Annotated in this window: 17 protein-coding genes; 7 read left to right on the top strand and 10 right to left on the bottom strand. The window is 53.2% G+C overall.

Annotated elements, in window-relative coordinates:
• The 10 genes from B5E67_RS05405 to ppdK all read right to left on the bottom strand — a co-directional run bounded on the left by B5E67_RS05405 (position 1) and on the right by ppdK (position 14,455).
• Positions 1-1,542 (bottom strand): oligosaccharide flippase family protein, encoded by a 1,542-nt coding sequence (locus tag B5E67_RS05405; protein ID WP_087383635.1) that lies wholly within the window; start codon positions 1,540-1,542, stop codon positions 1-3.
• Complete coding sequence (locus B5E67_RS05400) at positions 1,539-2,714, bottom strand: polysaccharide pyruvyl transferase family protein (RefSeq protein ID WP_143405387.1); 1,176 nt, start codon at positions 2,712-2,714, stop codon at positions 1,539-1,541. The genes B5E67_RS05405 and B5E67_RS05400 overlap by 4 nt, the downstream gene beginning before the upstream one ends.
• Positions 2,715-2,732: 18 nt before the next feature.
• Complete coding sequence (locus B5E67_RS05395) at positions 2,733-3,932, bottom strand: glycosyltransferase (RefSeq protein WP_158098850.1); 1,200 nt, start codon at positions 3,930-3,932, stop codon at positions 2,733-2,735.
• A gap of 10 nt (positions 3,933-3,942) precedes the next feature.
• A complete protein-coding gene (locus B5E67_RS05390; protein WP_087383626.1) occupies positions 3,943-5,007 on the bottom strand; it encodes an EpsG family protein in 1,065 nt (354 codons plus the stop codon).
• 3 nt (positions 5,008-5,010) lie between these two features.
• Positions 5,011-6,315: a hypothetical protein gene (locus tag B5E67_RS05385; protein WP_087383623.1), complete on the bottom strand. Its 1,305-nt coding sequence runs from the start codon at positions 6,313-6,315 to the stop codon at positions 5,011-5,013.
• A gap of 321 nt (positions 6,316-6,636) precedes the next feature.
• Positions 6,637-7,116, bottom strand: coding sequence for an acyltransferase (locus tag B5E67_RS05380; protein ID WP_087383620.1), 480 nt, complete (start codon positions 7,114-7,116; stop codon positions 6,637-6,639).
• A gap of 11 nt (positions 7,117-7,127) precedes the next feature.
• Positions 7,128-8,192 (bottom strand): glycosyltransferase family 4 protein, encoded by a 1,065-nt coding sequence (locus tag B5E67_RS05375; RefSeq protein ID WP_087383617.1) that lies wholly within the window; start codon positions 8,190-8,192, stop codon positions 7,128-7,130.
• Between the two features lie 57 nt (positions 8,193-8,249).
• Positions 8,250-9,608 carry an exopolysaccharide biosynthesis polyprenyl glycosylphosphotransferase gene (locus B5E67_RS05370; protein WP_087383613.1) on the bottom strand — a complete coding sequence of 453 codons (1,359 nt, stop codon included), beginning with the start codon at positions 9,606-9,608 and terminating at the stop codon, positions 8,250-8,252.
• A 603-nt stretch (positions 9,609-10,211) separates the two neighbouring features.
• On the bottom strand, positions 10,212-11,462 hold the full coding sequence (locus B5E67_RS05365) for a nucleotidyltransferase family protein (RefSeq protein WP_158098849.1): 1,251 nt from the start codon (positions 11,460-11,462) through the stop codon (positions 10,212-10,214).
• Between the two features lie 326 nt (positions 11,463-11,788).
• Positions 11,789-14,455: a pyruvate, phosphate dikinase gene (gene ppdK, locus B5E67_RS05360; RefSeq protein WP_087247776.1), complete on the bottom strand. Its 2,667-nt coding sequence runs from the start codon at positions 14,453-14,455 to the stop codon at positions 11,789-11,791.
• 383 nt (positions 14,456-14,838) lie between these two features.
• On the opposite strand from ppdK, the gene B5E67_RS05355 reads away from it, so the two are divergent.
• The 7 genes from B5E67_RS05355 (at position 14,839) to B5E67_RS05325 (ending at position 24,132) form a co-directional block, all read left to right on the top strand.
• Complete coding sequence (locus B5E67_RS05355) at positions 14,839-15,603, top strand: DapH/DapD/GlmU-related protein (RefSeq protein WP_087368419.1); 765 nt, start codon at positions 14,839-14,841, stop codon at positions 15,601-15,603.
• 224 nt (positions 15,604-15,827) lie between these two features.
• On the top strand, positions 15,828-16,406 hold the full coding sequence (pth, locus tag B5E67_RS05350; protein WP_087383606.1) for an aminoacyl-tRNA hydrolase: 579 nt from the start codon (positions 15,828-15,830) through the stop codon (positions 16,404-16,406).
• A 154-nt stretch (positions 16,407-16,560) separates the two neighbouring features.
• Entirely contained in the window at positions 16,561-20,046 is a 3,486-nt protein-coding gene (gene mfd, locus B5E67_RS05345; RefSeq protein WP_087383603.1) for a transcription-repair coupling factor, read from the top strand.
• Positions 20,047-20,125: 79 nt separating this feature from the next.
• Positions 20,126-21,202, top strand: a complete 1,077-nt coding sequence (locus B5E67_RS05340; protein ID WP_087383601.1) for a hypothetical protein — start codon at positions 20,126-20,128, stop codon at positions 21,200-21,202.
• A gap of 211 nt (positions 21,203-21,413) precedes the next feature.
• On the top strand, positions 21,414-22,157 hold the full coding sequence (locus tag B5E67_RS05335) for a carboxymuconolactone decarboxylase family protein (RefSeq protein ID WP_087383598.1): 744 nt from the start codon (positions 21,414-21,416) through the stop codon (positions 22,155-22,157).
• 275 nt (positions 22,158-22,432) lie between these two features.
• Entirely contained in the window at positions 22,433-23,485 is a 1,053-nt protein-coding gene (locus tag B5E67_RS05330; protein ID WP_087383595.1) for an inorganic phosphate transporter, read from the top strand.
• A 20-nt stretch (positions 23,486-23,505) separates the two neighbouring features.
• Positions 23,506-24,132: a DUF47 family protein gene (locus B5E67_RS05325; protein WP_087383593.1), complete on the top strand. Its 627-nt coding sequence runs from the start codon at positions 23,506-23,508 to the stop codon at positions 24,130-24,132.
• Positions 24,133-24,228 lie beyond the last annotated feature (96 nt).

Raw genomic sequence — 24,228 nt, 5'->3', positions numbered from 1 at the left:
CTAAAAAAGCTTTTTGTGTATCTTCTCGGCAATCTGTTCAACTGGTCTGACAACCAAATTTTTTTCGTACGAATTCATACTAAGCACCCAAATACTTATGCAATATACAAAACTATATCCTACAATCCACCCTATCAATTTTAAAAAGGAATCAAATTGCACAAACAACAGGATATATATCCCAAACAGGATTGGCACAATAAATCCCTTGGCCACATTCAAAACATTTTTCCAAAACTCGACAACATCTATATTGCATGCTTTTTGGTAATACCAATTCATTATAAAGCCATTTGCGACAACAAGGGATATAGCCGTTCCCAATGCGCTTCCCACTGCGCCCCACCATTGACAGAAAACAACCGAAACGCCCAAATTAAGCAGTGCCATAATCAAATAAACAATGGAACGAAATTTATGTTTATTCTCTGCACGCTGAATTTCAATACCAACATTCTGAATCAATGGAATCGTAGCAGGCAGCGCCAGCAGCAATACGACATAGTAAGCTTCCTGATAGCCTTCACCAGCCCAAAATCTAACAAACGGTTTGCCAAAAAAGATCAGCCCCGATGCAATCAGCGCCAGAATGAACAGCTGAATTCGCCCCACACGCACAAACAAATCTGTAAGCCGTTTCTTTTGAGCTTTCAAATCGCAATATGTCTCATTGACTATTTTATGAACCAACGGCGTAAAAACGCCAGATATTGCTGTAGAAATCATGCTGTAATAATTATTCAGCGTATAGCCTATCGAGTAAACAGCAACCGCAACCGTTCCCTTGAATCGAGCCAACAGAATCTTATCAATATTCCAGTTGATTTGATCAACAACCATATTGACGGCAATAAATGAAGTATAAACAAAAATTTCTTTAAACAATTTTTTGCTCAAATCTCGAAAAACAAATTTCTCCTTCAAATATCCAATTACAAAAATTAGATATACAATATCTGTGAAAAGCGACAAAGCCATGGTACTCGCAACAATCGCGATCGAACGGAAGCCGGCAAACAGCAAAGGGATTGTCAGTAACGGACTGCAAACAGTTTTAACAACTCCAAGCAGTTTTAAAAATATGAACTGTTCATGTGCACTTATAATGTCTCCAAATACGCTCATCGGAAAGGAGACAGCCAAATTAATCGTCAATAAAACCAACAAATTCTGAGCGAGTGTATATTCGTCATCCGTCAATCCACTTTTGAAAACGATTTCCAAGTGTCGGGATATATAAATCCCGCAGGCAAGAGCCACAAAACCAATAATAGTAAAGATTAAAATAAACAGTCCATTTAATTTCCAGATACTTTCTGTATCATTCTCTTCTTTATATCTTGAGTAATATCTTATGTAGCTACTATTAAACCCCAAGCTTAGAATCGACATCATCGATATCGTTGATGCGACCGTGTTATATAGGCCGTATTCACTCTGGCCCAGCTTATTTATCATATACGGCGTATAAATCAAACTGATTATTACGCCGAGAAACATTTGAATATATGAAATAATCGAACCAAATTTCCTTTGATTCATTTCTTGTCCTCTCTCACGCAATTATTTATACTATCCAATAAAAACGCAATTGACTCTGTTCTCATTTTTTCAAAACAATCAAATTTCTTCGAATAATCAATGACCATCAAATTTTCAATATAGTCATATGTCATTTTATTTTTTGTATTGCAAAAATGATCCGAAACACCGAACAATTCTGCCAAAGAAACAATTCTCGATTCCATAGAAGAATGCCAGTCTCGTTTAAACACCAAAAATTGCTTTTCAAACAACAACGAGAACGCCATCGCATGAAAACTATCTGTAAATACCATTTCTGCACCTTGGATCAGTTCAACGAAATTCTCAGGAGAGGCATCTGCAATACTTTCATCCCCAAAATTAAGTTCCCATTCATTTACCTCACCATTTGGAAACGCAATCGACTTTACTTTGAGATTATTGTTCTTTGCATACTCCTGTGCAAGTTCTCTTGCGTCGATGTCCGATCCAAGAAAGTAACAGAAAACATACCGATCCGAGATTGGCTTCTTATCAATCACTTTTTCCCATTCTGTTTTTCTTAGAAGGAAAACGGGATCTACCACCCATTTCACACACACTGGTGCAATTGGCTGAAGAATTTCAACCGCATCTCTTTCTCTTACAGAAATTGCGCAATAATCTAAAAGTGCTTTTTTATATCTTTTCAGTTCACATTCCGTCAGGTTATTTTTTGCAATACTTGCAGCGTAAGATATTTTCTTGATATGGTCCACTCCAAAGTCAAGAAGATATGCATCACATACTGCATTCGGGTGCCACACCTGGTCGCTTCCCGTAATAAACACTTTATATTCTTTAGCCAATTCCTTTAGGGTGCGTTGAGAAAAAACTTTTTCGCTATGTGGAATTTGTCTATCTCGAAAAACTTTAAATGCTTTTTCTCTTCTACGAATCTGCTCATAAATTTTTTTATACCTAATTTCATCAAAAAGGCGCAAAAATTCACGATATCGATTTCCTGCCCAATGTTTAAAACTTTGTCCTTTTTCTTTATCAAATTGAATTTGTTCGGCATCATACCCCTGATTTTTTAAAAACCAGCACAGCGCATAAGCCTGAAGAACTCCGCCATAATTTTTGCTATTGTAATAATGTGTGATAATTCCGATAGACTTCATTGCAATTAAATTATCTCCTTCACTCACACATACAAAACGCTCTTATTATGTTCCAATCAATTTTTTATAGATTTTATAATACTGCTGACACATCTCGTCTTTGCTGTACCTGCAAGCAGCTTCATTTGAAATGCGCTCTTTGTCTGTTTTTCTTTTCACCATTGTTCTAAGCGCATTTTCCATCGCATCAACATTCCCTTGATCTACAAAGATACTGTATTCTTTTAATGCTATGCTTTCTGGCCCTCCAGCTTCAAAGCCAACAACAGGTGTTCCACAGCACAGGCTTTCAGCTGTAACCATACTAAATGTTTCACGCATACTCGTCAGCAAGCAAACATCTGCATTTGAGTACATTTGAGCCAACACACTCTGATCGGAAACTTGTCCCATAAATCTAATATTGGGAGGAAGTTTTAATTCGCTCCTTGCTTTACTTCCAATCACCAAAAAATCCATTTCCGGACAACGCCTACCCATCTCTATAACATAATGACCTCCTTTAATTTTATCATAGAAATTTGGTGTAACGTGAATTATAAGCGGGCGTTTTACTCCCGCTTGCTCACAGCTCTTTTTCCCTGTATAATGAAAAATTTCTGTATCAACACCATTGTATACTGTTTCAACCGGATAACCTTTATAAAACAGTGACTGTCTTGCACGTTCTGTCAACCAGTCTGAAACATTACATACATACAATTTCTCAAACCCAAAATACGCTTCCTTCATCAAGTTCCATTCACGGTTTGTTTGATCAAAAAAATACGAAATCGGGTGCTCCGCACATAGTTTTTTACATGAAAAACACCCTGTTTTCCATTTTTCGCATTCAACAGCGTGAGTGCATCCACCAGTGTACATAAATTCAGCGTGATTCGTTATCACAGTGGGAATTTTATTCTCTTTGAGAAAGCTCAAAACTTTATAGATATTTACCATATATCCATTAATACAATGGATATGTACCAAGTCCGGTTTGGTTTTCTTTAAAAATCCAACTGCAGCGCTTGTCCCCCATATGCAACCGCCATAAGGATATCCAGTGATTCTCGACCGAAATGATTGGGCTTTTCTTACCAATTTGGGTGTTGTTCTGAATTCATTCGGATTTGACGATTTATCCCCCAATCCATACACAACATAAGAATCATCGCCTCGGCTTTTTATATAATCATCAATGGCATGAACAATTTTTCCTGTGCTTCCCGCATTCAGCCAGCAATTCATCTGCAATATTTTCATAAAAGTTCCCTTATAAAAAGAAAAATCTATAATCCATAACATTCAGTGAATCGTCTTTAAACACAAAAAAGTAAAAAATAAAGAACATCGGCATAACAGCTGTTGCAATTGTTCTTAATTCACACATCTGTTTGGTGCATCTATTATTAATTCGACTAATCGCCACTGGAATAAACAATATAAAATAGTAGTTTATTCTTGAAATCGTGGGATGAAGAGGTGTAAACAAATGAATGCATGTTGCCAAAAGCAGAATATTACGAGGTCCTATATCCTCTTTTCCTGCCTTTTTTTCGTCAAGAACCACATAACCATATATTGAGATCATCATAAACAAAATCATCAGCTTTACTTGGCCTGAATCACCGGTCAAATAAGAATATTTATATGTATATTCCTCTCCTGCCAATTGAAAAATCCATCCTAGCAGCAAGTCTCTTTGCCATACTATAAACGCCATTGACGGAATAATAGCCCAGAGCCATCTTTTTGTGATGCGTAAATGGTAAGTTGGATACAGAAGCAAAAGGACCACTGCAGATCTATGAAAAGAGCATGCCAATGCTATAATCAGCAAGTATTTAATTTTAAGATTCTTTTTTACGCAATAATAAGCCGGAACGCCAAGAGCAATCGCAATACTCTGGCGCATCCCCGAAAAAAACATTTCAAAAAGCAGTGAAATCAGAAAAAACGAAATACAAATGATCGATCCCTCTGCTTCCTTCTGATAAAGGTACATAACGGGAACCACGATTAAAATCGCTGCGATTGAAACAAATAACCTTGCGCCTCCAAAGCACTGTACGATCATCCGAAAAATTTTAAAACCTATTTCCTCATCTCCATAATCCATCGCAGCTCCCCAGCCCAACAGCCTCGTATATTCATATTCCTCAACATATCCATATGTATCAACGCCAACACTATAATCCCTTAAGCACAACAAAAGCAGGTATGCAGTGAAAAAAAAGACGATTGTTATACGATCAACTTCACGTTTCGTGTAATGCAGGTCATTGGCAAATAGATATACAAAAAGAGTCAGGGCTATAACTACTCCATATACTAGCATGAATTACCTCTTAAAATCATAATTTCTAACCGCTTTATCTACAATTGACTCAAATTTTTCCGTACTGGCTTTGATGGTATGATGTTCCTCAGTAACATTGATTGCTTTCTGATAATACAATCTTTGCAGGTCAACATTATTTATCAGTTTTCTAATGCTGTCTTCCAACCGGTCCGGATCTGTACATACCATAGAAGCTCCGGTCGTCTCCATATACTCTACAACACCTGCCTCTTCTGGCCCATAGGTTAGAATGGCAACTCCGCTCGCTAGTCCATCCGAGGCTTTGGTAGACAACGAGTATCTTGTCAGCGAAATATCCTCTTCTCTAAAGCCCTCTGCAATAACAAAAATATCACTTTCTGCTATTTTCTTTTGCACCTGACTGTAAGGAATTGATCCACCGTAAATTATATTCGGCGCATCTTTCAATACCCCATAAATATTTTCGTCGTTTTCATTTGAGTATACGGCCAGCTTATAGCTTGCATCTATTTTGGACAGCGCCTTTGCAATGTCCAGCAAAGCCAGGTTTCTGCCCAGCCGAATGCTTCCAAAATACACAATGTATGGATTCTTCACATTGATTGGACGAAATTCTCTTCTTTTCAAAGAAGAACTAAAATAAACGGTCTCTCCATGAATATGGAAATAATTATTATATAGTTCTTTGATTTTGTCACTGCAATACACAGCGCTGCAGCCCGACGCAAGTATACGTTCCGTCCATTTTTTAAACCGCAAGCGAAACAGTTTATAAAACGGTGATCTCGATTTTATTTCATCAAAGTAATAATTATCACCAATAATGACTATGATCGGAATTCTGTAGCGTTCCGCAACAAACAGGGCAATCTGCTGCGTGAAAAGATGATTGCTAAAGTTATAAACGATGCATTCCGGTTTAAATTCATCCAGCCATTCAATTAATTTCTGCGTACACCAAAATTTTTTTCGCCAGAGCAAAGCTCTCAAAATTTCTATACTGGGTAAATGTTTTTCTCCTATTTTATAGCTCAAGCTTACTGCCGAGCTGTCTTTGATCATTTCGTTTCCATCTTGGTCTCGCATTTCATCATATTGATAGATTCTTCCCACATCAACCGTTTTATGCAGCCATTTTTTCAGCAAACTGGCATCCGTAATTTGATACATCTCTCCACAATGCCCTTTATTGGGAATCCAGTTTCTGCTAAATATCTGTGCCACCCGATCTTTTTCCCAATAATGAAAATATGCATCCAGCGTCCTGCTGCTGTCACTTGTACTATATGGCGTTGTAGCGATAATCAAAACTTTAGGATGCATATATTTTATCTCTCCTTCTTAATTCATATACTCCTCAAAATGATCAACCACTTACACAATACCACTGCAGCAGCCATTCGGTTCGCAATCGTTCACTATCTTTATCAATGACAATTTCGCTCCAAAGTCACATCATTCGTCGACAGGTCGTAATAGTTGTTGTAGAGAGACACGTGTGGCTAGTTACGCCATTCATAGAGGGATTTGGCTCTTTTACACGCAACCCACTTGGTATGCCCTGTTCCCACCTCTTGTTATTGTATCCCGTTTCATAAAACTGCAGCAGATACAAAGCCACCACCAGAGGGCTTTTACCGAAGTTCATTTCAAATCTTCCTCTAATAATTTTCGCTGATATTCTTCAAATTTTCCAATCACTTTACATGGCACCCCCGCAGCAATCACTCCATCCGGAATATCTTTATTCACAAGGCTCCCTGCGCCAATTATGACATTATCACCGATTTTCACATCATAAAGTATAGTACTCTTCGCGCCAATAAAAACATTATTTCCAATTGTAATACTGCCCTGGCGCAACTTATAGTGATGATTTTTATCCATATGATTGAGCATCATACAAATGATATCATGATTAATGAATGTGACTCCACTTGCTACATGAACATTATCTCCAAATGAAATCAAATGCGGTTCCGTTCCAAAATTATATGGTTGAAGATAAACATGGTCACCAATCGCTTTAAAATACTGCTTTTTCTTTAAATATTCAGCTCTTGCGTATCCTCCTATCAAAAATATACGGAGCAATATAAAATATCGTTTCAGTCTATTCCACATATCAAACCACCTTACTGATTCAGCAACTCCATAAAGCGTTCCACCGCGCCGCTGGCCGCGTATTTTTCGCTGCCGTACTGATACGAATACCGGCTGATGGCATCGTATGCTTCATGGCTCAGGCTGACCGCTTCCTTCAGCTTTTCCGCAAACTTCGGATTGTTGCCCGGCTCCACAAGATAGCCGCTCTTGCCGTCGTCTACCTGCTCCGGAATAGCACCCACTGCAAAGGCGATCACCGGCCGGCTGTATTTATAGGCGTCGATGATCACGCCCGACTGAGAGGCCGAATTGTACGGCAGGATCACCCAATCACAGTTGATAAACGCGTCCTGCATTTCCTGATCGGTGACATAGTCGTTGTTCAGTTTTACGTTGGGTTCCTTGGCGAGCTGCTGGGCAACTTCCTTCATCTGTGGGTCCACCCGCCCGATCACGTCAAATTGGATATCCGGGCACAGCCTGATGATCTCCAGCAAATTGTCCGCGCCCTTGTAGGGGTTGATCCGTCCAAAGAACAGCGCCCGGCCGCTGTGCACCGGCGCCGTATATTGGGGATATCTCCGCCACAGTTCCAGGTATTTCAAGCGCTCGGGGGTGATTTTGTACCGCTTGATCATCTCATTAATATAGGTTTTATTGCGCAGGACGATGGTGTCTGTCAGCTTGACCACAGCCTTGTTCATCAGATCCACCATCTTGACCTGGCTGTCGCCCTCGTGCGGGATCACCTCATGCACCACCTGATAGGTCTTCGCTTTGCCGGAAAACATCATCAGCGGCAGATTCCATGTGTGCAGACTTTCAAAGTAAATGGCATCAAAATGCGCCTTCCGGACGCGATGCATCACCGAAAACAGCAGGGGCAGATTGAAGGTCTTTTGGGTCACACCGGGGCGCTCGGGGCAGTCAATCAGCCAGGTGTGGTCCGACGTCTGAAGCTCCACCTTGGGGGTGCGGATGCAGAGCAGGTAGACATCCCAGTCCTTTCTCTTTTTCAGCTCCTCATACATTCCAAAGGCGGTATCCTGGTGATCTGCGTTGTCTGAGAGCGTTACCAGCAGCACTTTCTTCATGGAGCATTCCTTCCTCTCTCCAAAACCCCAAAAAGAACGCGTTGGAATTCCAAAAAGTCACTCCGTCCCGCCCTTCATGGCCGTCGTCTGTCCTTCGTCGATGCCCTCGGTGCTTTCGGGCAAAAACAACACCTTAATGGTGGCCAGCATGATTTTGAGATCCTCGATCACGCTGGGATGCGCTATGTACATCAGGTCCATCTGAAGCTTGTCATAGGGCGTCGTATTGTACTTGCCATATACCTGCGCATATCCGGTCAGGCCGGCTTTCGCCTGCAGCCGCAGCGCAAATTCAGGCATCTCCTCACAATACTGCGCCGCGATCTCAGGGCGCTCCGGACGGGGTCCGCAGATGGACAAATCGCCTTTCAGAATATTGATCAGCTGGGGCAGCTCATCGATCCGCAGTTTCCGTATGATGTGGCCCACTGGAGTGATGCGGTCGTCTTTATCTCCGGTGGACAGCCGGGCCACACCGTCTTTCTCCGCATCCACCCGCATGCTGCGGAACTTCAGGATTTCAAAGGTCTTGCCGTCTTTTGTCAGACGAACCTGTTTATAAAACGCAGGCCCGCCGTCGGATTTCACGGCAATGGACGTCACAAGGAAAATCGGACTGGTGACAACCAGAGCCAGCAGCGACAGCACAATATCCAGCATCCGCTTGATGAACAGATATTCGGGGTTCGCCATATAGCGGCCCACGCGCAGCATCGGCAGATGAAACATATGCATCTGGTGCGCTCCGCTCATGATGATATCCCCCACCCGCGGAATCACAAAAACGTCAATATCGTGCAGGATACAGTACTTGAGGATTACATTTCGATCGTGGCTGTTGACCCCGCTCAGGAAAACGGTTTTCATGGAGTCCAGAACGCTCAAATCCTTCAGGCATTCCCCAATGTTCAGCGTCATCCGGACATTGTATTTCAATTCCAGATCGTACTCCTGAATCAGCTGTTCGATTTCCTTGCGGCGGCCATACACCACCGCCGTGGGCTGGGGCGGAAAAACGGCATAATACCATTTATGGGCGCCATACGACCAGATTACCGCCGCCAGGCATTGCCCCGCAATGGCCGCGATTCCGGGCAGCAGATTGCAAACCTTTGCAGACATCAAACAGATCACAATATAAATCAGACCGTCCGCCGCCATGGCCGCCAGCACCTGGCTATAACAAAGCTCCGAGATGCGCTGGATCGACACCTGGAACGCATCGTACACCTTGCCGAACATAACAAACAGCACTGCATAAAGCAGCAGGATGACCGCGTTTCCCATCCATGTGAGGGAGATTTGAACTTCCTGCTCATAGTAGAATGCCCAGCATGCCGCAAACGGCAGCGTAACCAACACGATATCCAGCACCCTTGCAATTCTTAACATTACATCATGCTGAAGTTTTGACATACGGTTTCTCCTCACATTTCAACATCGGTTTTATTCGTTCGGTGGGGATCACGAAACAAAAAAGCTGCCTCCCTTACGCGTTTTGCGCTGGGAAAGCAGCCTTATACGTTCATCCTCACAGCTCTTTCAGGCCGGCCGCCCTGGCCTGAAAAAGTTGCTGTATCAAACTTTCTTTCCCCCGCACCCGGGCGGTAATCACCATGCTTCCTGAGGCATAGCAGTACAATCAGCGATACCTTGACCGGACAACCAAGCCAGGCTGGCCTCCCGGCAGACCGCAAGCCCGCCCGGACCATTGACAGCACCCGATTGCAGGAACAGCAGCCCAAAACGCCGCGCGGAGAAATCGTCACATCATGCCATGTCTCCCCTAAAAAGCAAGCTGCATCCGCTGTTCACAGAACCCTGAGAATAAAGGGAATTTTTGTTTGTCGTATTGAAAAATTTAGTGTATCAAAGTATAAATATTCTATCATGGATCACCCATGTTTTCAAGTCATGCCCGTTGTCTTGTCGTAAGCGATCCAGATGCAGCTTTGGGCTGTTCAGGCACACGGCAACGCCAAAAATCAAAGATGATACGTTAAAACCAGCGTCTTCTCTTTACAACTTTCTGACTGCATCCACTTCGTCTTTGACATCTTTTCCCTTTTCCAGGATTCTTCTTCCAATTCTCCAGACCGGAGCCACCGGCATCAGCCACCGATGCCGCAAAAAATACGGCTCATATCGTTGGCACCACATTTTCATATACTCTCTATCCGGAAACAGCCTGCGCATCAGGTATTGGGCCTTAACACCTATAGAAATATCTTCTTTATCTGGCTGATCTCTTAGAATCTGACTCTTCCAATACTTTTGTTCATTTCCATATGTACCGTTGAAGAGCAATTCATTTAGTATATCTTTTTCTTTCTCTGAAAGCACTTCATCCACTGTCGAAACGGCCACTTTGAGATTTAATGCTTTTTGCGCAATCACTCTCATCTCGTGCTCAAATTCAAAGAGCCCCATTTTATATAGCTCTTTGTCCAAATAGCTGCGATCCATATTGTTTTTCACACGGTTACAGACAGCTATATCCAGAAGTGCACGAATTCCTGTTCCACTATTAGCGTAATGTTTGTACTCATGCGCAATGGTATATAAATAAAAATCCTCATCCGACATACTGTATTCAAACATCTTCCCTGGTACTGCAAGTAGCTTTTCTTTCACTGTAAGGTAGTACTTTGTAAATGGTAAATTCAAATTTTCAGGAAACAGGGTTATGTGCATCTCAAAATTATAAATAGGCTTTTTGTGATATTCGTCGTGATTACCTTCACAAAAGCTTTTCACATCGTATCCCTGTTCCACAAACCAGTCATGGACCTCCTGCCGGAACGAAGGGTCAAACAGGATGTCATTATCCGCCATCTGCCGCATCCCGTATTGGGGGTACAGATTGCACAGCACAACGCCTTTTAGGGCCACATGCCAAATCCCCCGCTCTTCCAGAAATGCAAACAGCTGCTCCCGCGCGGCATCCATCATCAGATTCTTTGCGATGGCTTTGTTTTTCGCAGCCCTCCAGCTGGGAAGCACCTGTGTTTCATCTGGAATTGCAACCTGCGGATCCGACTTCATCAGGCTTTCCAGCGCCATATAGGTCAAAACTTCCAGACTTTGGCTTTTGCTTCTGGCATAAACCTTTTCCAGGTTCATCTCCGCAATGCGCTCTGGGTCTGGCACGATGGAATTGATACCGCACTGAACCAGATACAGCATATCCCAGGCAGCCGCCGTCCACTGTTCCTTCTCCAGAGCTTCCTCTTTCTTTTTCAATGAAGTACTTCTTCCATCCATGACCATGCCCGTCTCCACCCTTTGCCGCATAAGGATTTCAAAGCTCCAGCTGCCCGGCGCCCGGAACACGAAAGCAGAGCCGCATGCTCCTTCTGCTTCACTCTTACTCTATGGCGCCAAAACAGCAATGATTCATAGTTTTATTATATCATGCACAGCCTTTTGCCACAATATATAGAAGGGCACGCATCATTCACAAATCCATGCCCTTTTTGCGCACAAAGCCGCACCGGAGCATGGCTGCAACAAAAAGCGCCCCTCCCGTCTTGTTACAGACAGGAGGGGCGCATATTCTATCCTTTAGGTGGCGTCACGCCAAACCTGCGGAATTCTTATTTCCGCGGATTTTTGATGGCAGCCTGAGCGGCAGCCAGACGGGCGATGGGCACACGGAAGGGAGAGCAGCTGACGTAGTCCAGGCCGATGTTGTGGCAGAACTCGACAGAAGAGGGGTCGCCGCCGTGCTCGCCGCAGATGCCCAGGCCCAGCTCGGGACGGGTTGCGCGGCCATCGGTAGCAGCCATCTTGACCAGCTTGCCGACACCGATCTGATCCAGGTGCTGGAACGGATCGCTCTCGTAGATCTTGTGATCGTAGTAAGCGCCCAGGAACTTGGCAGCGTCGTCACGGCTGAAGCCGAAGGTCATCTGGGTCAGGTCGTTGGTGCCGAAGCTGAAGAACTCGGCTTCCTTAGCGATCTCGCCAGCGGTCAGGGCAGCGCGAGGAATCTCGATCATGGTACCGACCTGGTACTTCATGTCGACGCCGGCCTCAGCGATCAGCTTGTCGGCGACTTCCACGACCACGTCCTTGACGAACTTCAGCTCCTTGACCTCGCCCACCAGGGGGATCATGATGTGAGGAGTGATCATCTTGCCGGTCTCAGCGCTGACCTTCAGGGCAGCCTTGATGACGGCACGGGTCTGCATAGCAGCGATCTCGGGGTAGGTGACAGCCAGACGGCAGCCACGATGGCCCATCATGGGGTTGAACTCGTGCAGGCTCTCAACAACGTTCTTGAGCTCCTCGAAGGTCATGCCCATATCCTTGGCCAGATCGGCGATCTCCTCGTCCTTGCTGGGCAGGAACTCGTGCAGAGGGGGATCCAGGTAACGGATGGTCATGGGACGCTCGCCCATGATGCGGTACATGGCCTCGAAGTCACCCTGCTGGAACGGCTCGACCTTGGCCAGAGCAGCCTCGCGGGCCTCCACGGTGCGGGCGCAGATCATCTCACGGACAGCCTTGATGCGGTCCTCAGCGAAGAACATGTGCTCGGTACGGCACAGGCCGATGCCCTCGGCGCCCATGTCCACAGCCTGCTGTGCGTCGCGCGGGTTGTCGGCGTTGGTCATAACCAGCATCTGGCGGGCAGCGTCAGCCCAGCCCATGAAGCGGTTGAAGTTCTTGTTGCCGGTGGCAGCCACGGTGGCAATCTGCTCAGCGTAGATGTTGCCGGTGGAGCCGTCGATGGAGATCCAGTCGCCGCTGACAAACTTGTGGCCGTTGATCTCGAAGGTCTTGGCCTCCTCGTCGATCTTGACGTCGTTGTCATTGCCGCAGCCGGAAACGCAGCAGGTGCCCATACCACGGGCAACGACAGCAGCGTGGCTGGTCATGCCGCCGCGGACGGTCAGGATGCCCTGAGAAACCTGCATGCCGACGATATCCTCGGGAGAGGTCTCCAGACGGACCAGAACGACCTTCTTCATCTTGCCGGACTTGACCATCTCCTCGGCCTCCTCGGCGCTGAAGACGATCTGGCCGCAAGCGGAACCAGGAGAAGCAGCCAGGCCCTTGCCCACGACCTCAGCGGCCTTCAGGGCAGCGGCGTCGAACTGGGGATGCAGCAGGGTGTCCAGCTGCTTGGGCTCCACGCGCAGGACAGCCTCCTGCTCGGTGATCATGCCCTCGTCCACCAGGTCGCAGGCAACCTGCAGAGCGGCCTGAGCGGTACGCTTGCCGTTGCGGGTCTGCAGCATATACAGGTGGCCATCCTCGATGGTGAACTCCATGTCCTGCATGTCGCGGAAGTACTTCTCCAGGCGGTTGGCGATGGAGATGAACTCCTCGTACACCTCAGGCATCTGCTCCTGCAGATGGCTGATGGGGAACGGAGTGCGGACGCCGGCGACGACGTCCTCGCCCTGTGCGTTGATCAGGTACTCGCCCATCAGCTTCTTGGCGCCGGTGGCGGGGTCACGGGTGAATGCAACACCGGTGCCCGAACGGTCGCCCGAGTTGCCGAAGGCCATCTGCTGGACGTTGACAGCAGTGCCCCACTCGTAGGGGATCTCGTTCATCTTGCGGTAAACGTTGGCGCGGGGGTTGTCCCAGCTGCGGAAGACGGCCTTGACAGCCTCAACCAGCTGCTCCTTGGGATCCTGGGGGAAGGGACGGCCCTCGTTGTCCTCATAGATCTTCTTGAAGACAGCGACCAGAGCCTTCAGATCCTCAGCAGTCAGGTCTGCGTCGGTCTTGTAGCCCTTCTCTTCCTTCATCTTGTCGATTTCGACCTCGAACAGGCTCTTGGGAACCATCATGACGACGTCCGCGAACATCTGCACGAAGCGGCGGTAGCAGTCATAAGCAAAGCGGGGGTTGCCGGTCTTCTTGGCCAGGCCCTCAACGGCCTCGTCGTTCAGACCCAGGTTCAGGATGGTGTCCATCATGCCGGGCATGGACTGACGGGCGCCGGAACGGACCGACACCAGCAGGGGGTTGGAGTTGTCGCCGAACTTCTTGCCGGTGATCTCCTCCAGGCCCTTGACGTGCTCGAAGATGTCAGCAACCAGGGCGTCGTTCAGCTGACGGCCGTCAGCGTAGTACTGGGTGCAGGCCTCGGTGGTGATGGTGAAGCCCTGGGGCACAGGCATGCCGGCTGCGGTCATCTCAGCCAGGCCGGAGCCCTTGCCGCCCAGAATGTTCTTCATCGTGGTCTTATCGCCGCCGAAAGCGTCGTTTCCCTCGCTGAAGTAGTAGATATACTTTTTGCTCATGGATTCATTTACCTCCCGTTTTGATTCAACCCAGGCGCTGCAGCCCGGGGCATACCCATTGTTCGTTTTTTGCGTAACGTTCACTGCATGCGAAAATATTATACCAGACAATCAAGATAAAATCCAGCCGCTACCAGCTAAAAACTGCCGATTTTGTTTGGACAAATTTGTGCATTTCCCTTGAAAAAATGAGGCTTTTACGTTAATATATACTGGGATAAGTTTGGAAGTTCTTTTCATCCTCCGCGCCCGGGAAGGCCGGTGCAGTCCCGTCTTTGGGACAGCAGGCCGGGCGGCGGCATTTTCCCTGCTTTTTCGCCGGAAATCCCCCAAAGGGTTTTTCCAGGCTTATTTTCTTTTTTGCTTAAAGGAGGTTCTTTGTTATGGAAGATACCATCCAGGCCATGCGGGACGCACTGGACGCAGCCGAGGCCGCCCGGGAGGCGGTGCTGCTGCGCCACATGGCCCGCGGCGTCCAGATTGACAGCCGGACCGTCTGCATCGACGAGACGGTCCAGATCGCCCCGGGGGCCAAAATCCTCCCCGGCACCATCCTGCGGGGCCATACCGTGATCGGCCCGGACTGCGTCATCGGGCCCAACAGCCTCATCGAGGACAGTGAAATCGGCGCCGGCACCACCGTCAACGCCAGCCAGATCTACTCCTCCCAGATCGGCCCCCACAACGCCATCGGCCCCTTCACCCATGTGCGGGCCGGCACCGTCACCGACTACGGCGTCCATCTGGGCGCCTACGTGGAGACCAAGAACTCCAACCTGGCCCGGGGCAACACCGTCAGCCACCTGACCTACATCGGGGATAGCGACGTGGGCAAATACTGCAACTTCGGCTGCGGCACCGTCACCTGCAACTACGATGGCCAGTCCAAGTTCCGCACCACCATCGGGGACTACTGCTTCATCGGCTGCAACACCAACCTGGTGGCGCCGGTGTCGGTGGGAGACGGCGCGTATACCGCCGCCGGCAGCACCATCACCCAGGACGTTCCCGCCGGGGCGCTGGGCATCGCCCGGGGCCGCCAGTCCAATCTGGAAGGCTGGGCCGAACCCAAGATGGAGGCCTACATCGCCAAAAAGCAGGACCTGGAGGCCCAGCAGCGGGCGGAGGAACAGAGCTCCGAAACCTGACCGACCATTCACACCATTCCCAGGGTGTATCGGAGAATGCAAACATGCTGGACCATTCGCCCCAAAGATGCAGTTGCAACGCGGCAGATCGCTTTGGGGCAGAATGAGACAGCGTGGAGGCGTTTTCAGATATACCCCAGGCAAACCAAGGCTGCGCACCGGCTGTGCGGCCTTGTCTGTTTGTCTGCAGGAAAAACGACATACAATACAAGAGCAACCGATTTATGATAACAAATGATATTTGGCTGATCGCCGGCCTCGGCAACCCCGAGGCCAAATACGACGGCACCCGGCACAACGCCGGCTTTTCCGCCCTGGATTACCTGGCGGACAAGTGGGGCGTGTCGGTGTCCAAGGCAAAGTTTCAGGGCCTGTGGGGCCAGACCGAGGTGGACGGGCACAAAGTCTGCCTCCTGAAGCCCCTGACCTATATGAACCTGTCGGGGGACTCCATTGCCCCCCTGGCCGGCTTCTTCAAGATTCCCCCCGACCACGTGATCGCCCTGTGCGACGACATCACCCAGGTCCCCGGCAAGCTGCGGATTCGTCCCTCCGGCTCGGCGGGCGGCCACAACGGCCTCAAGAGCATCATTGCCCGTCTGGGCACCGACCAGTTCCCCCGGATTCGGATCGGCGTGGGCGAAAAGCCCCGCCCCGACTACGACCTGGCCGACTGGGTGCTGGGCCGCTTCCCCGAGGAGGACGCCAAGGCGGTGAAGGACCGCTTCCCCGACCTGGAAGCCGCCGCCCGGCTCATCATGGCCGGCCGTCTGGGGGAAGCCCAGAACAAGTACAACCGGTAAGGCCCCTGCGGGTCCCTCTGCCGGGCCTTTGAAAATTTCTCTGTTCCGGCCAAGTTCACCGGCCCCGCAGCCTGTGCGCCCTGGCCGGAATTTTTGATGAAAACGGGCGGGCCGGGGGATCTCTCCCCTGCGCCCGCCGGAGGAAGGAGCCAGCATGTACGAGGCACTGCTGAAACAAACCCCTGAATACCAGAAAATTTCTGCCAGCCTCGCCACGCCGGGGCCTGCGGCCCTCTTTGGCCTGCCCCCCGCCGGGCGGGTTCTGGTCTATGCCCTGCTTGCGCGGGACCTGGGCCGCCCGGTCTGCATCGTGACCCCCGGCGAGGCCGAGGCCACCCACTTTGCCGACGACCTGAAAGCCCTGGGAGTCCACGCTGCGGTGTTCCCCCCGCGGGACTTCATGCTGCGGCCGGTGGAGGGCTCCAACCGGGAATACGAATACCGCCGCCTGTCGGTGCTGGGCGGCCTGGCGGGCGGACGGCTGCAGGCCGTCTGCGTCCCCGCCGAGGCCTTGACCCAGTACACTGTCCCCCGGGCCGAGTTCATGGCCAACACCCTGACCCTCAAGCCGGGGATGACCTTCTCCCGGGAGGGGCTGGTCCAGCGGCTGTTCGCCGCCGGCTACGTCCGCCGCTCCCAGGTGGAGGGCCCGGGCCAGTTCAGCGTCCGGGGCGACATTGTGGATATCTACCCGCCCGATATGCAGGCCCCCGCCCGTCTGGAGTTCTGGGACGAGGAAATCGATTCCATCTCTTCCTTTGACCTGATGAGCCAGCGGCGGGACGCCTCCCTGAAAAAGATTTACCTCTCCCCTGCCCGGGAGGTGCTGTTCGGCAGCTGCCAGGAAACCGCCGCCGCCCTGCGGGAGGCGGTCAAGAAGGCCCGCGGCAAGCACCGCGCCGCCCTGGAACAGGCCACGGCCCCCGAGCTGGCCCAGCTGGACGCCGGCCAGATGCCCGAGGCCATGGACAAATACTACGGCCTGCGGTATCCGGCCCCCGCCACCCTGCTGGACCACATGGACAGCCCCCTCCTGATTCTGGACGAGGTGGGCGGCATCCGGGACGCCATGAAGGCCGCCGAATACCGCCGGGGCGAGGAGCTCACCGGCCTGCTGGAAGAAGGGGTGGTCTGCCCCGGCCTGGACGTGCTGTACCAGACCATGGAGGATCTGGCGGTGACGGCGGGCAAGCTGCCCACCCTCCTGTGCGAAAACTTCCTGCGGGGAATGAACGAGTTCAAGCTCAAGGACCTCATCAACGCCGAGGCCCACGTCTCCCCCAGCTGGAACGGTGAACTGCGGAGCCTGCTGGAGGACCTGGACCCTCTGGTGAAACAGGGCTACGCCGTCACCCTCTATACCGGCACCCCCAAGGGCGCCGCCGCCCTCACCCGGGACCTGACCGACAAGGGATACTCGGTCAGCATGAGCCGGGGCCTGCGGCCCTCACCGGGGGTGGTGCAGGTGCTGCCCGGCCATCTGACCGCCGGGTGCACCCTGCCCTTTGCCCGCTGCGCCGTCCTGACCAGCCGCCGCCACGGGGTGGACGAGGCCGACGCCGGGGCCAAGCGCCGCAAAAAGAACAAGGACGCCCTGTCCAGCCTGGCCGACGTCAAGCCCGGGGACTATGTGGTCCACCAGAGCCACGGCATCGGCATGTACGCCGGCATCCAGCGTCTGGAAGTACAGGGCGCCACCAAGGACTATCTGAAAATCCAGTATTCCGGCTCGGACGTGCTGTATGTGCCGGTCACCCAGCTGGACCTGCTGAGCCGCTACACCCCGCCGGGAGACGAGGACAAGGTCAAGCTGGCCAAACTGGGCGGAGCCGAGTGGCAGCGGACCCGGGCCCGGGTCAAGAAGGCCACCGAGGAGATGGCCCAGGAGCTGATCGAGCTCTACGCCCGGCGCAAGCAGGCCCAGGGCTTCGCCTTCCCGCCCGACGGCGACTGGCAGCAGGACTTTGAGGCCCGCTTTGAGTACGACGAGACCGAGGACCAGCTGGCCGCCACCGCCGAGATCAAAAAGGACATGGAGCACACCTGGCCCATGGACCGGCTGCTGTGCGGCGACGTGGGCGTGGGCAAAACCGAAGTGGCCCTGCGGGCCGCCTTCAAGTGCGTCATGGGCGGCAAGCAGTGCGCCATCCTGGCCCCCACCACCCTGCTGGCCTGGCAGCACTACAACACCATCCTGTCCCGGATGGAGGCCTTCCCGGTACACGCCGAGCTGCTGAGCCGGTTCCGCACCGCCAAGCAGCAGAAAGAAGCTCTGCGGGGCATTCAGGCCGGCAGTGTGGACATTGTGGTGGGCACCCACCGGCTTCTGTCCAAGGACGTGCGGTTCCACGACCTGGGCCTGGTCATCATCGACGAGGAACAGCGGTTCGGCGTCCGCCACAAGGAAAAGCTGAAGCAGAGCTTTATCGGGGTGGATATGCTGACTTTGTCGGCCACCCCCATCCCCCGCACCCTCAGCATGGCCATGAGCGGCATCCGGGATATGTCCACCATCGAGGAGCCGCCCTTTGAGCGGCAGCCGGTGGAGACCTTTGTGCTGGAGTACAACGAGGTGATTCTGGCCGAGGCCATCCGCAAGGAACTGGCCCGGGGCGGCCAGGTCTACTACCTCCACAACCGGGTGGACAACATCGAGGCCACCGCCGCCCGGGTCCAGCAGATGGCCCCCTCGGCCCGGGTGGGCATCGCCCACGGCAAGATGACCGAGGAGGAGCTGAACCCCGTCTGGCAGAAGCTGCTGAACGGCGAGCTGGACGTGCTGGTCTGCACCACCCTCATCGAGACCGGCATCGACGTGCGCAACTGCAACACCCTCATCATCGAGGACGCCGACCGGATGGGTCTGGCCCAGCTGTACCAGCTGCGGGGCCGTGTGGGCCGCAGCGGCCGCAAGGCCTACGCCTATTTCACCTTCCGCCGGGACAAGACCCTCTCGGACATCGCCCAGAAGCGTCTGTCCGCCATCCGGGAGTTCACCGCCTTCGGCTCGGGCTTCCGCATCGCCATGCGGGACCTGCAGATCCGGGGCGCCGGCAACCTGCTGGGCCACAGCCAGCACGGACACATGGAGGCGGTGGGCTACGACCTCTATATGAAGATGCTGAACCAGGCCATTGCCCAGGCCCGTGGCGAACCCATCCAGCGGGACAAGAGCGAATGTCTGGTGGACCTGCGGGTGGACGCCTATATCCCCGAGCGGTACATCCCCGACGGCCCCGGCCGGATCGAGGCCTACCGCCGGATTGCCGCCGTCCAGAACCCCGCCGACGCCGCCGACGTGCTGGACGAACTGATCGACCGCTACGGCGACCCGCCGGCCTCGGTCAGCGACCTGGTGAATGTGTCTCTGGTGCGCGTGCAGGCCGCTGCGGTGGGAGTCTATGAGGTCACCCAGAAAAAGGACCTGCTGACCCTCTCGCTGGAAAAGCTGGAACTGCCCATGATCCGCGGCCTGCTGACTGCGTTCAACGGCCGGGTGACGGCGGGAGCCGGGGCCAAGCCCTATCTGTCGGTGACTCTCCGGGCCGACGAAAAGCCCCTGGAACTGCTGAGCCAGCTGCTCCAGGCCATGGCCGACATCCAGAGCAAAACCGCCGCCCCTGCGCCCCAAAACCCTTGACGCACCCCGCCCGGCGGGTTTATACTAGGTAAGTTCATCACCCACACGCTCAAAAATCTTCACAAGGAGCATACCGCACATGAAACAGAAACTGCTCACGCTGGCCACTGTGCTGGCGCTTTGCATCTCCCTGGCAGGCTGCACCATCTCCACCCCCGACACCGTCGGCACCGTGGGCGATCAGGAAATCAGCTCGGGCCTGTACCTGCTGGCCCAGTTTGACGCCTACCAGCAGGCCGCCCAGTACGCCGGCGAGGACCAGGACCCCTCCAACGTCAAGTCCTTCCTGAAGGCCACCATCACCACCGACGAGGGCGAGAGCGTCACCGTCAGCGACTTTGTGGCCCAGACCACCGAGGAGGACCTGCGCCGCTATGTGGCGGTGGAGAACCGTTTTGCCGAGCTGGCCGACGAGCTGGACCCCGACTACGTCAGTCAGGCCGACAGCTACACCCAACAGCTGATGGAGAACTACGGCGACATCTACGCCGCCAACGGCATCGGCGAGGAGACCATCCGCCAGTATGAGTACAACCTGTCCAAGCAGGCCTCCCTCATCAACCTGATCTATGGCCAGGACGGCTCCGATCCTCTCACCGACCAGCAGCTCACCGACCATCTGGAAAACGAGATGCTGTACATCCGCTACGTCACCGTGCCCCTGTACAACACCTCCACCTTCGCCTTTGCCGACGAGGACCAGACCGCCCAGATGCTGCAGCTGGCCAAGGATGCAGCCGCCGCCAGCACTCCCGACACCTTTGACCAGGTGGTGGCCGAGGCCCTGCCCGACATCTACGCCGTTCTGGAGTCGGAAGTCTCTGCCGAGGACGCCGCCGCGCAGCTGGGTTCCAGCTTCCTGAGCCAGGACGAGCTGGACGGCTACTTTGCCGACGAGGACGCCGAGACCCTGCGGGGCCTCGCCTTCGGTGACAGCTGCGCTGTCCAGTACGGCAGCAGCTCCATCCTCATCGCCATGCGGATGGATCCCCTGGAGACCCTGACCCTGGACACCCTGCGCACCACCATCCTGTCCGACATGGCCACCGACCTGGTGGAGGCCGACATGGAGGAGGCCGGCGCCGCTCTCACCGTCAGCCTGGACCAGAGCGCCATGGACAAGCTCCCCGCCTCCAAGATCAAGATGAGCGTCTGATATCCCGTTCCCGTTTTGTCCGGTTCCGGCCTTTGGCCGGGGCCGGATTTTTTGTTTTGCCCCGCCCGGCATCCATGCTCTGAGTGCATTTTCCAGGATGCAGGATAGGTATTCGACATTTCAGCCCCGCCGCGCTACAATAGAAGCACAAGAATTCTTTATGACCGGCCGCCCCTTTCTGCGGCCCGGTCCAGAACGGAGGCAGAAACTCATGGCAGTGAAACAGACAGCAGGACGCGACCAGCTCGGCTCCTTCGCGCCCCAATTTGCCCAGCTGAACGACGATGTCCTGTTCGGTCAGGTGTGGAGCCGGGAGGACGCCCTCTCCCTGCGGGACCGGTCTCTGGTGACGGTGGTGGCCCTGCTGGCCCAGGGCCTGGTGGACAGCTCCTTCCAGTATCATCTGGCCACCGCAAAGCAGAACGGCATCACCCGCACCGAGATCGCCGAGATCATCACCCACGCCGCCTTTTACGCCGGCTGGCCCAAGGCCTGGGCCGCGTTCCGGATGGCCAAGGAGGTCTGGGCCGACGAGGATCCCGCCCAGGAGCCTCACGGCGGCATCTTCGGTCTGGGCCAGCCCAACGACGCCTACGCCCAGTATTTTGTGGGCCACAGCTATCTCAAGATGCTGGCGGGCGAAAACGGTGTCACCGCCGCCAACGTCACCTTTGAGCCGGGCTGCCGCAACAACTGGCACATTCACCACGCCGACCAGGGCGGCGGCCAGATTCTCCTGTGCACCGCCGGCCGCGGCTGGTATCAGGAATGGGGCAAGGAGGCCCAGCCTCTCGCCCCCGGTGACGCCGTCACCATTCCCGCCGGGGTCAAGCACTGGCACGGCGCAGCCCGGGACAGCTGGTTCTCCCACATTGCGGTGGAAGTGCCCGGCGAAAACGCCCGCAACGAGTGGTGCGAGCCGGTGAGCGACGCCGACTACGCCCTGCTCCCGTAACATCCATTTTTCGCCCTGAGGCGGCCTCCTTTTTGGGGGCCGCTTTTTTGTTGCCTGGGCCTGCACACATGGTGCAGAATATGACATCATTCTTGAAAATCTCTTATGGATTAAGTAAAATAGATGTAAGCGTTTGGCGCACAAACCCTGTGCCGCCAAACTCTGATCCTGGACGTTTTGCGGCTTCGGTCCGACAGAGGCGTTCGTTTTTCGTCCCGGGCGGCGGCCCCGGCGTCGCGGCCCCGGTTTTGCCGAAAGGAGACTGTTTCAAGTTTATGGATCTGTCATTCACCTCATTTTGGGGGCAGCTGGCCGGCAACCCGATCCTCATCATCACGGTAGTCTTTACCCTGGGGGTCATCTTTGTCAACGGCTGGACCGATGCCCCCAACGCCATCGCCACCTGCGTCACCACCCGCTGTCTGGGCGTCCGCCAGGCCATCTGGATGAGCGCGGTCTTTAACTTTCTGGGCGTCTTTGTCATGACCCAGATCAACAGCTCGGTGGCCTCCACCATCAGCAACATGGTGGATTTCGGCGCCGACACATCCAGCGCCCTCATCGCCCTGTGCGCCGCCCTGCTGTCCATTGTGGTGTACAGCGTGGGCGCATCCATCTTTGGCATCCCCACCAGCGAGAGCCACAGTCTGATCGCCGGCCTGTCCGGCGCAGCCATCGCCATCCAGGGCGGCGTGGGCGGCATCAACTTTGACGAGTGGGTCAAGGTGCTGTACGGCCTGGCCCTCAGCCTGCTGCTGGGCTTTGCCACCGGCTGGATCATCTGCAAGGCCGTCACCATCCTCTGCCGCAATGTTGAGCGGCGGGCCGCCAACCGGTTCTTCCGGCTGGCGCAGATCGCCGGCGCCGCGGGCATGAGCTTCATGCACGGCGCGCAGGACGGCCAGAAGTTCATCGGCGTGCTGTTTCTGGGCCTGGCCTTTGCCCACGGCCAGGGCTCGGTGGCCGGCATGGAGATCCCGGTCTGGCTGATGCTGCTGTGCAGCGTGGTCATGGCCCTGGGCACCAGCGTCGGCGGCGAAAAGATCATCAAATCGGTGGGCATGGACATGGTCAAGCTGGAGCGCTACCAGGGCTTCTGCGCCGACCTTGCCGGCGCCCTCTGCCTGCTGTATTCCAGCCTGTTCGGCATCCCGGTGTCCACCACCCACACCAAGACCAGCGCCATCATGGGCGTGGGCGCCGTCAAGCGCCTGTCGGCCATCAACTACGGCGTCGTCAAGGATATGATGCTGACCTGGATCTTCACCTTCCCCGGCTGCGGCCTGATCAGCTTTGTCATGGCCAAGGTATTCATGCAGATCTTTTAACCAAAAAGGAGTAAGCGATTATGTCGAAAAAGCAGGACGCCATCTATTTTGACAATTTCATCGAGTGCGCCGGCTACGCCAGCAAGGCCGCTCTGATGCTGAAGGATATCTTCCGCAACTTTGACCCCGCCAAAATGCCCGAGTGGATGGACCAGATCCACAGCATCGAGCACGCGGCCGACAAGTGCCGCCACGGCATGACCGACAAACTGGCCAAAGCCTTTATCACCCCCATCGAGCGGGAGGACATCTCGGCCCTGAGCACCAACATCGACACCCTGACCGACAAGATCGAAGAGGTCTGTATGCGGGTGTACATCCACAACGTGCAGACCATCCGCCCCGACGCCATCACCATGCTGGACGTGGTCATCCGCGGCTGCGAGGAGGTCTGCAAGATGCTGGCCGAGTTCGCCGACTTCCGCCACTCCAAAAAACTGAAGGAGTACACCATCCACATCAACTCCCTGGAAGAGGAGAGCGACCGCCTCTTCATCGCCAATATGCGCCAGCTGCACGTCGAGCAGGGGCTGGACATCCGCGACATCATGGCCTGGGAGGAGATCTACACCTACCTGGAAAAGTGCGCCGACGCCTGCGAGGAGATCGCCGATAACGTCGAGAGCGTGGTCATGAAGAACTCCTAAGTCGCCAAACGCCAAACAGCGGCGGGCAATTCCCTCTTGCGCTTAGCCCATTTTCCCCGCGGGCATAAATGCCCTTGTGAAAATGGGAGCGCGGCT

The organism is Faecalibacterium sp. An122, assembly GCF_002160895.1.
GTDB lineage: Bacteria > Bacillota > Clostridia > Oscillospirales > Ruminococcaceae > Faecalibacterium.
This window is presented reverse-complemented; position numbering and strand designations above follow the sequence as displayed.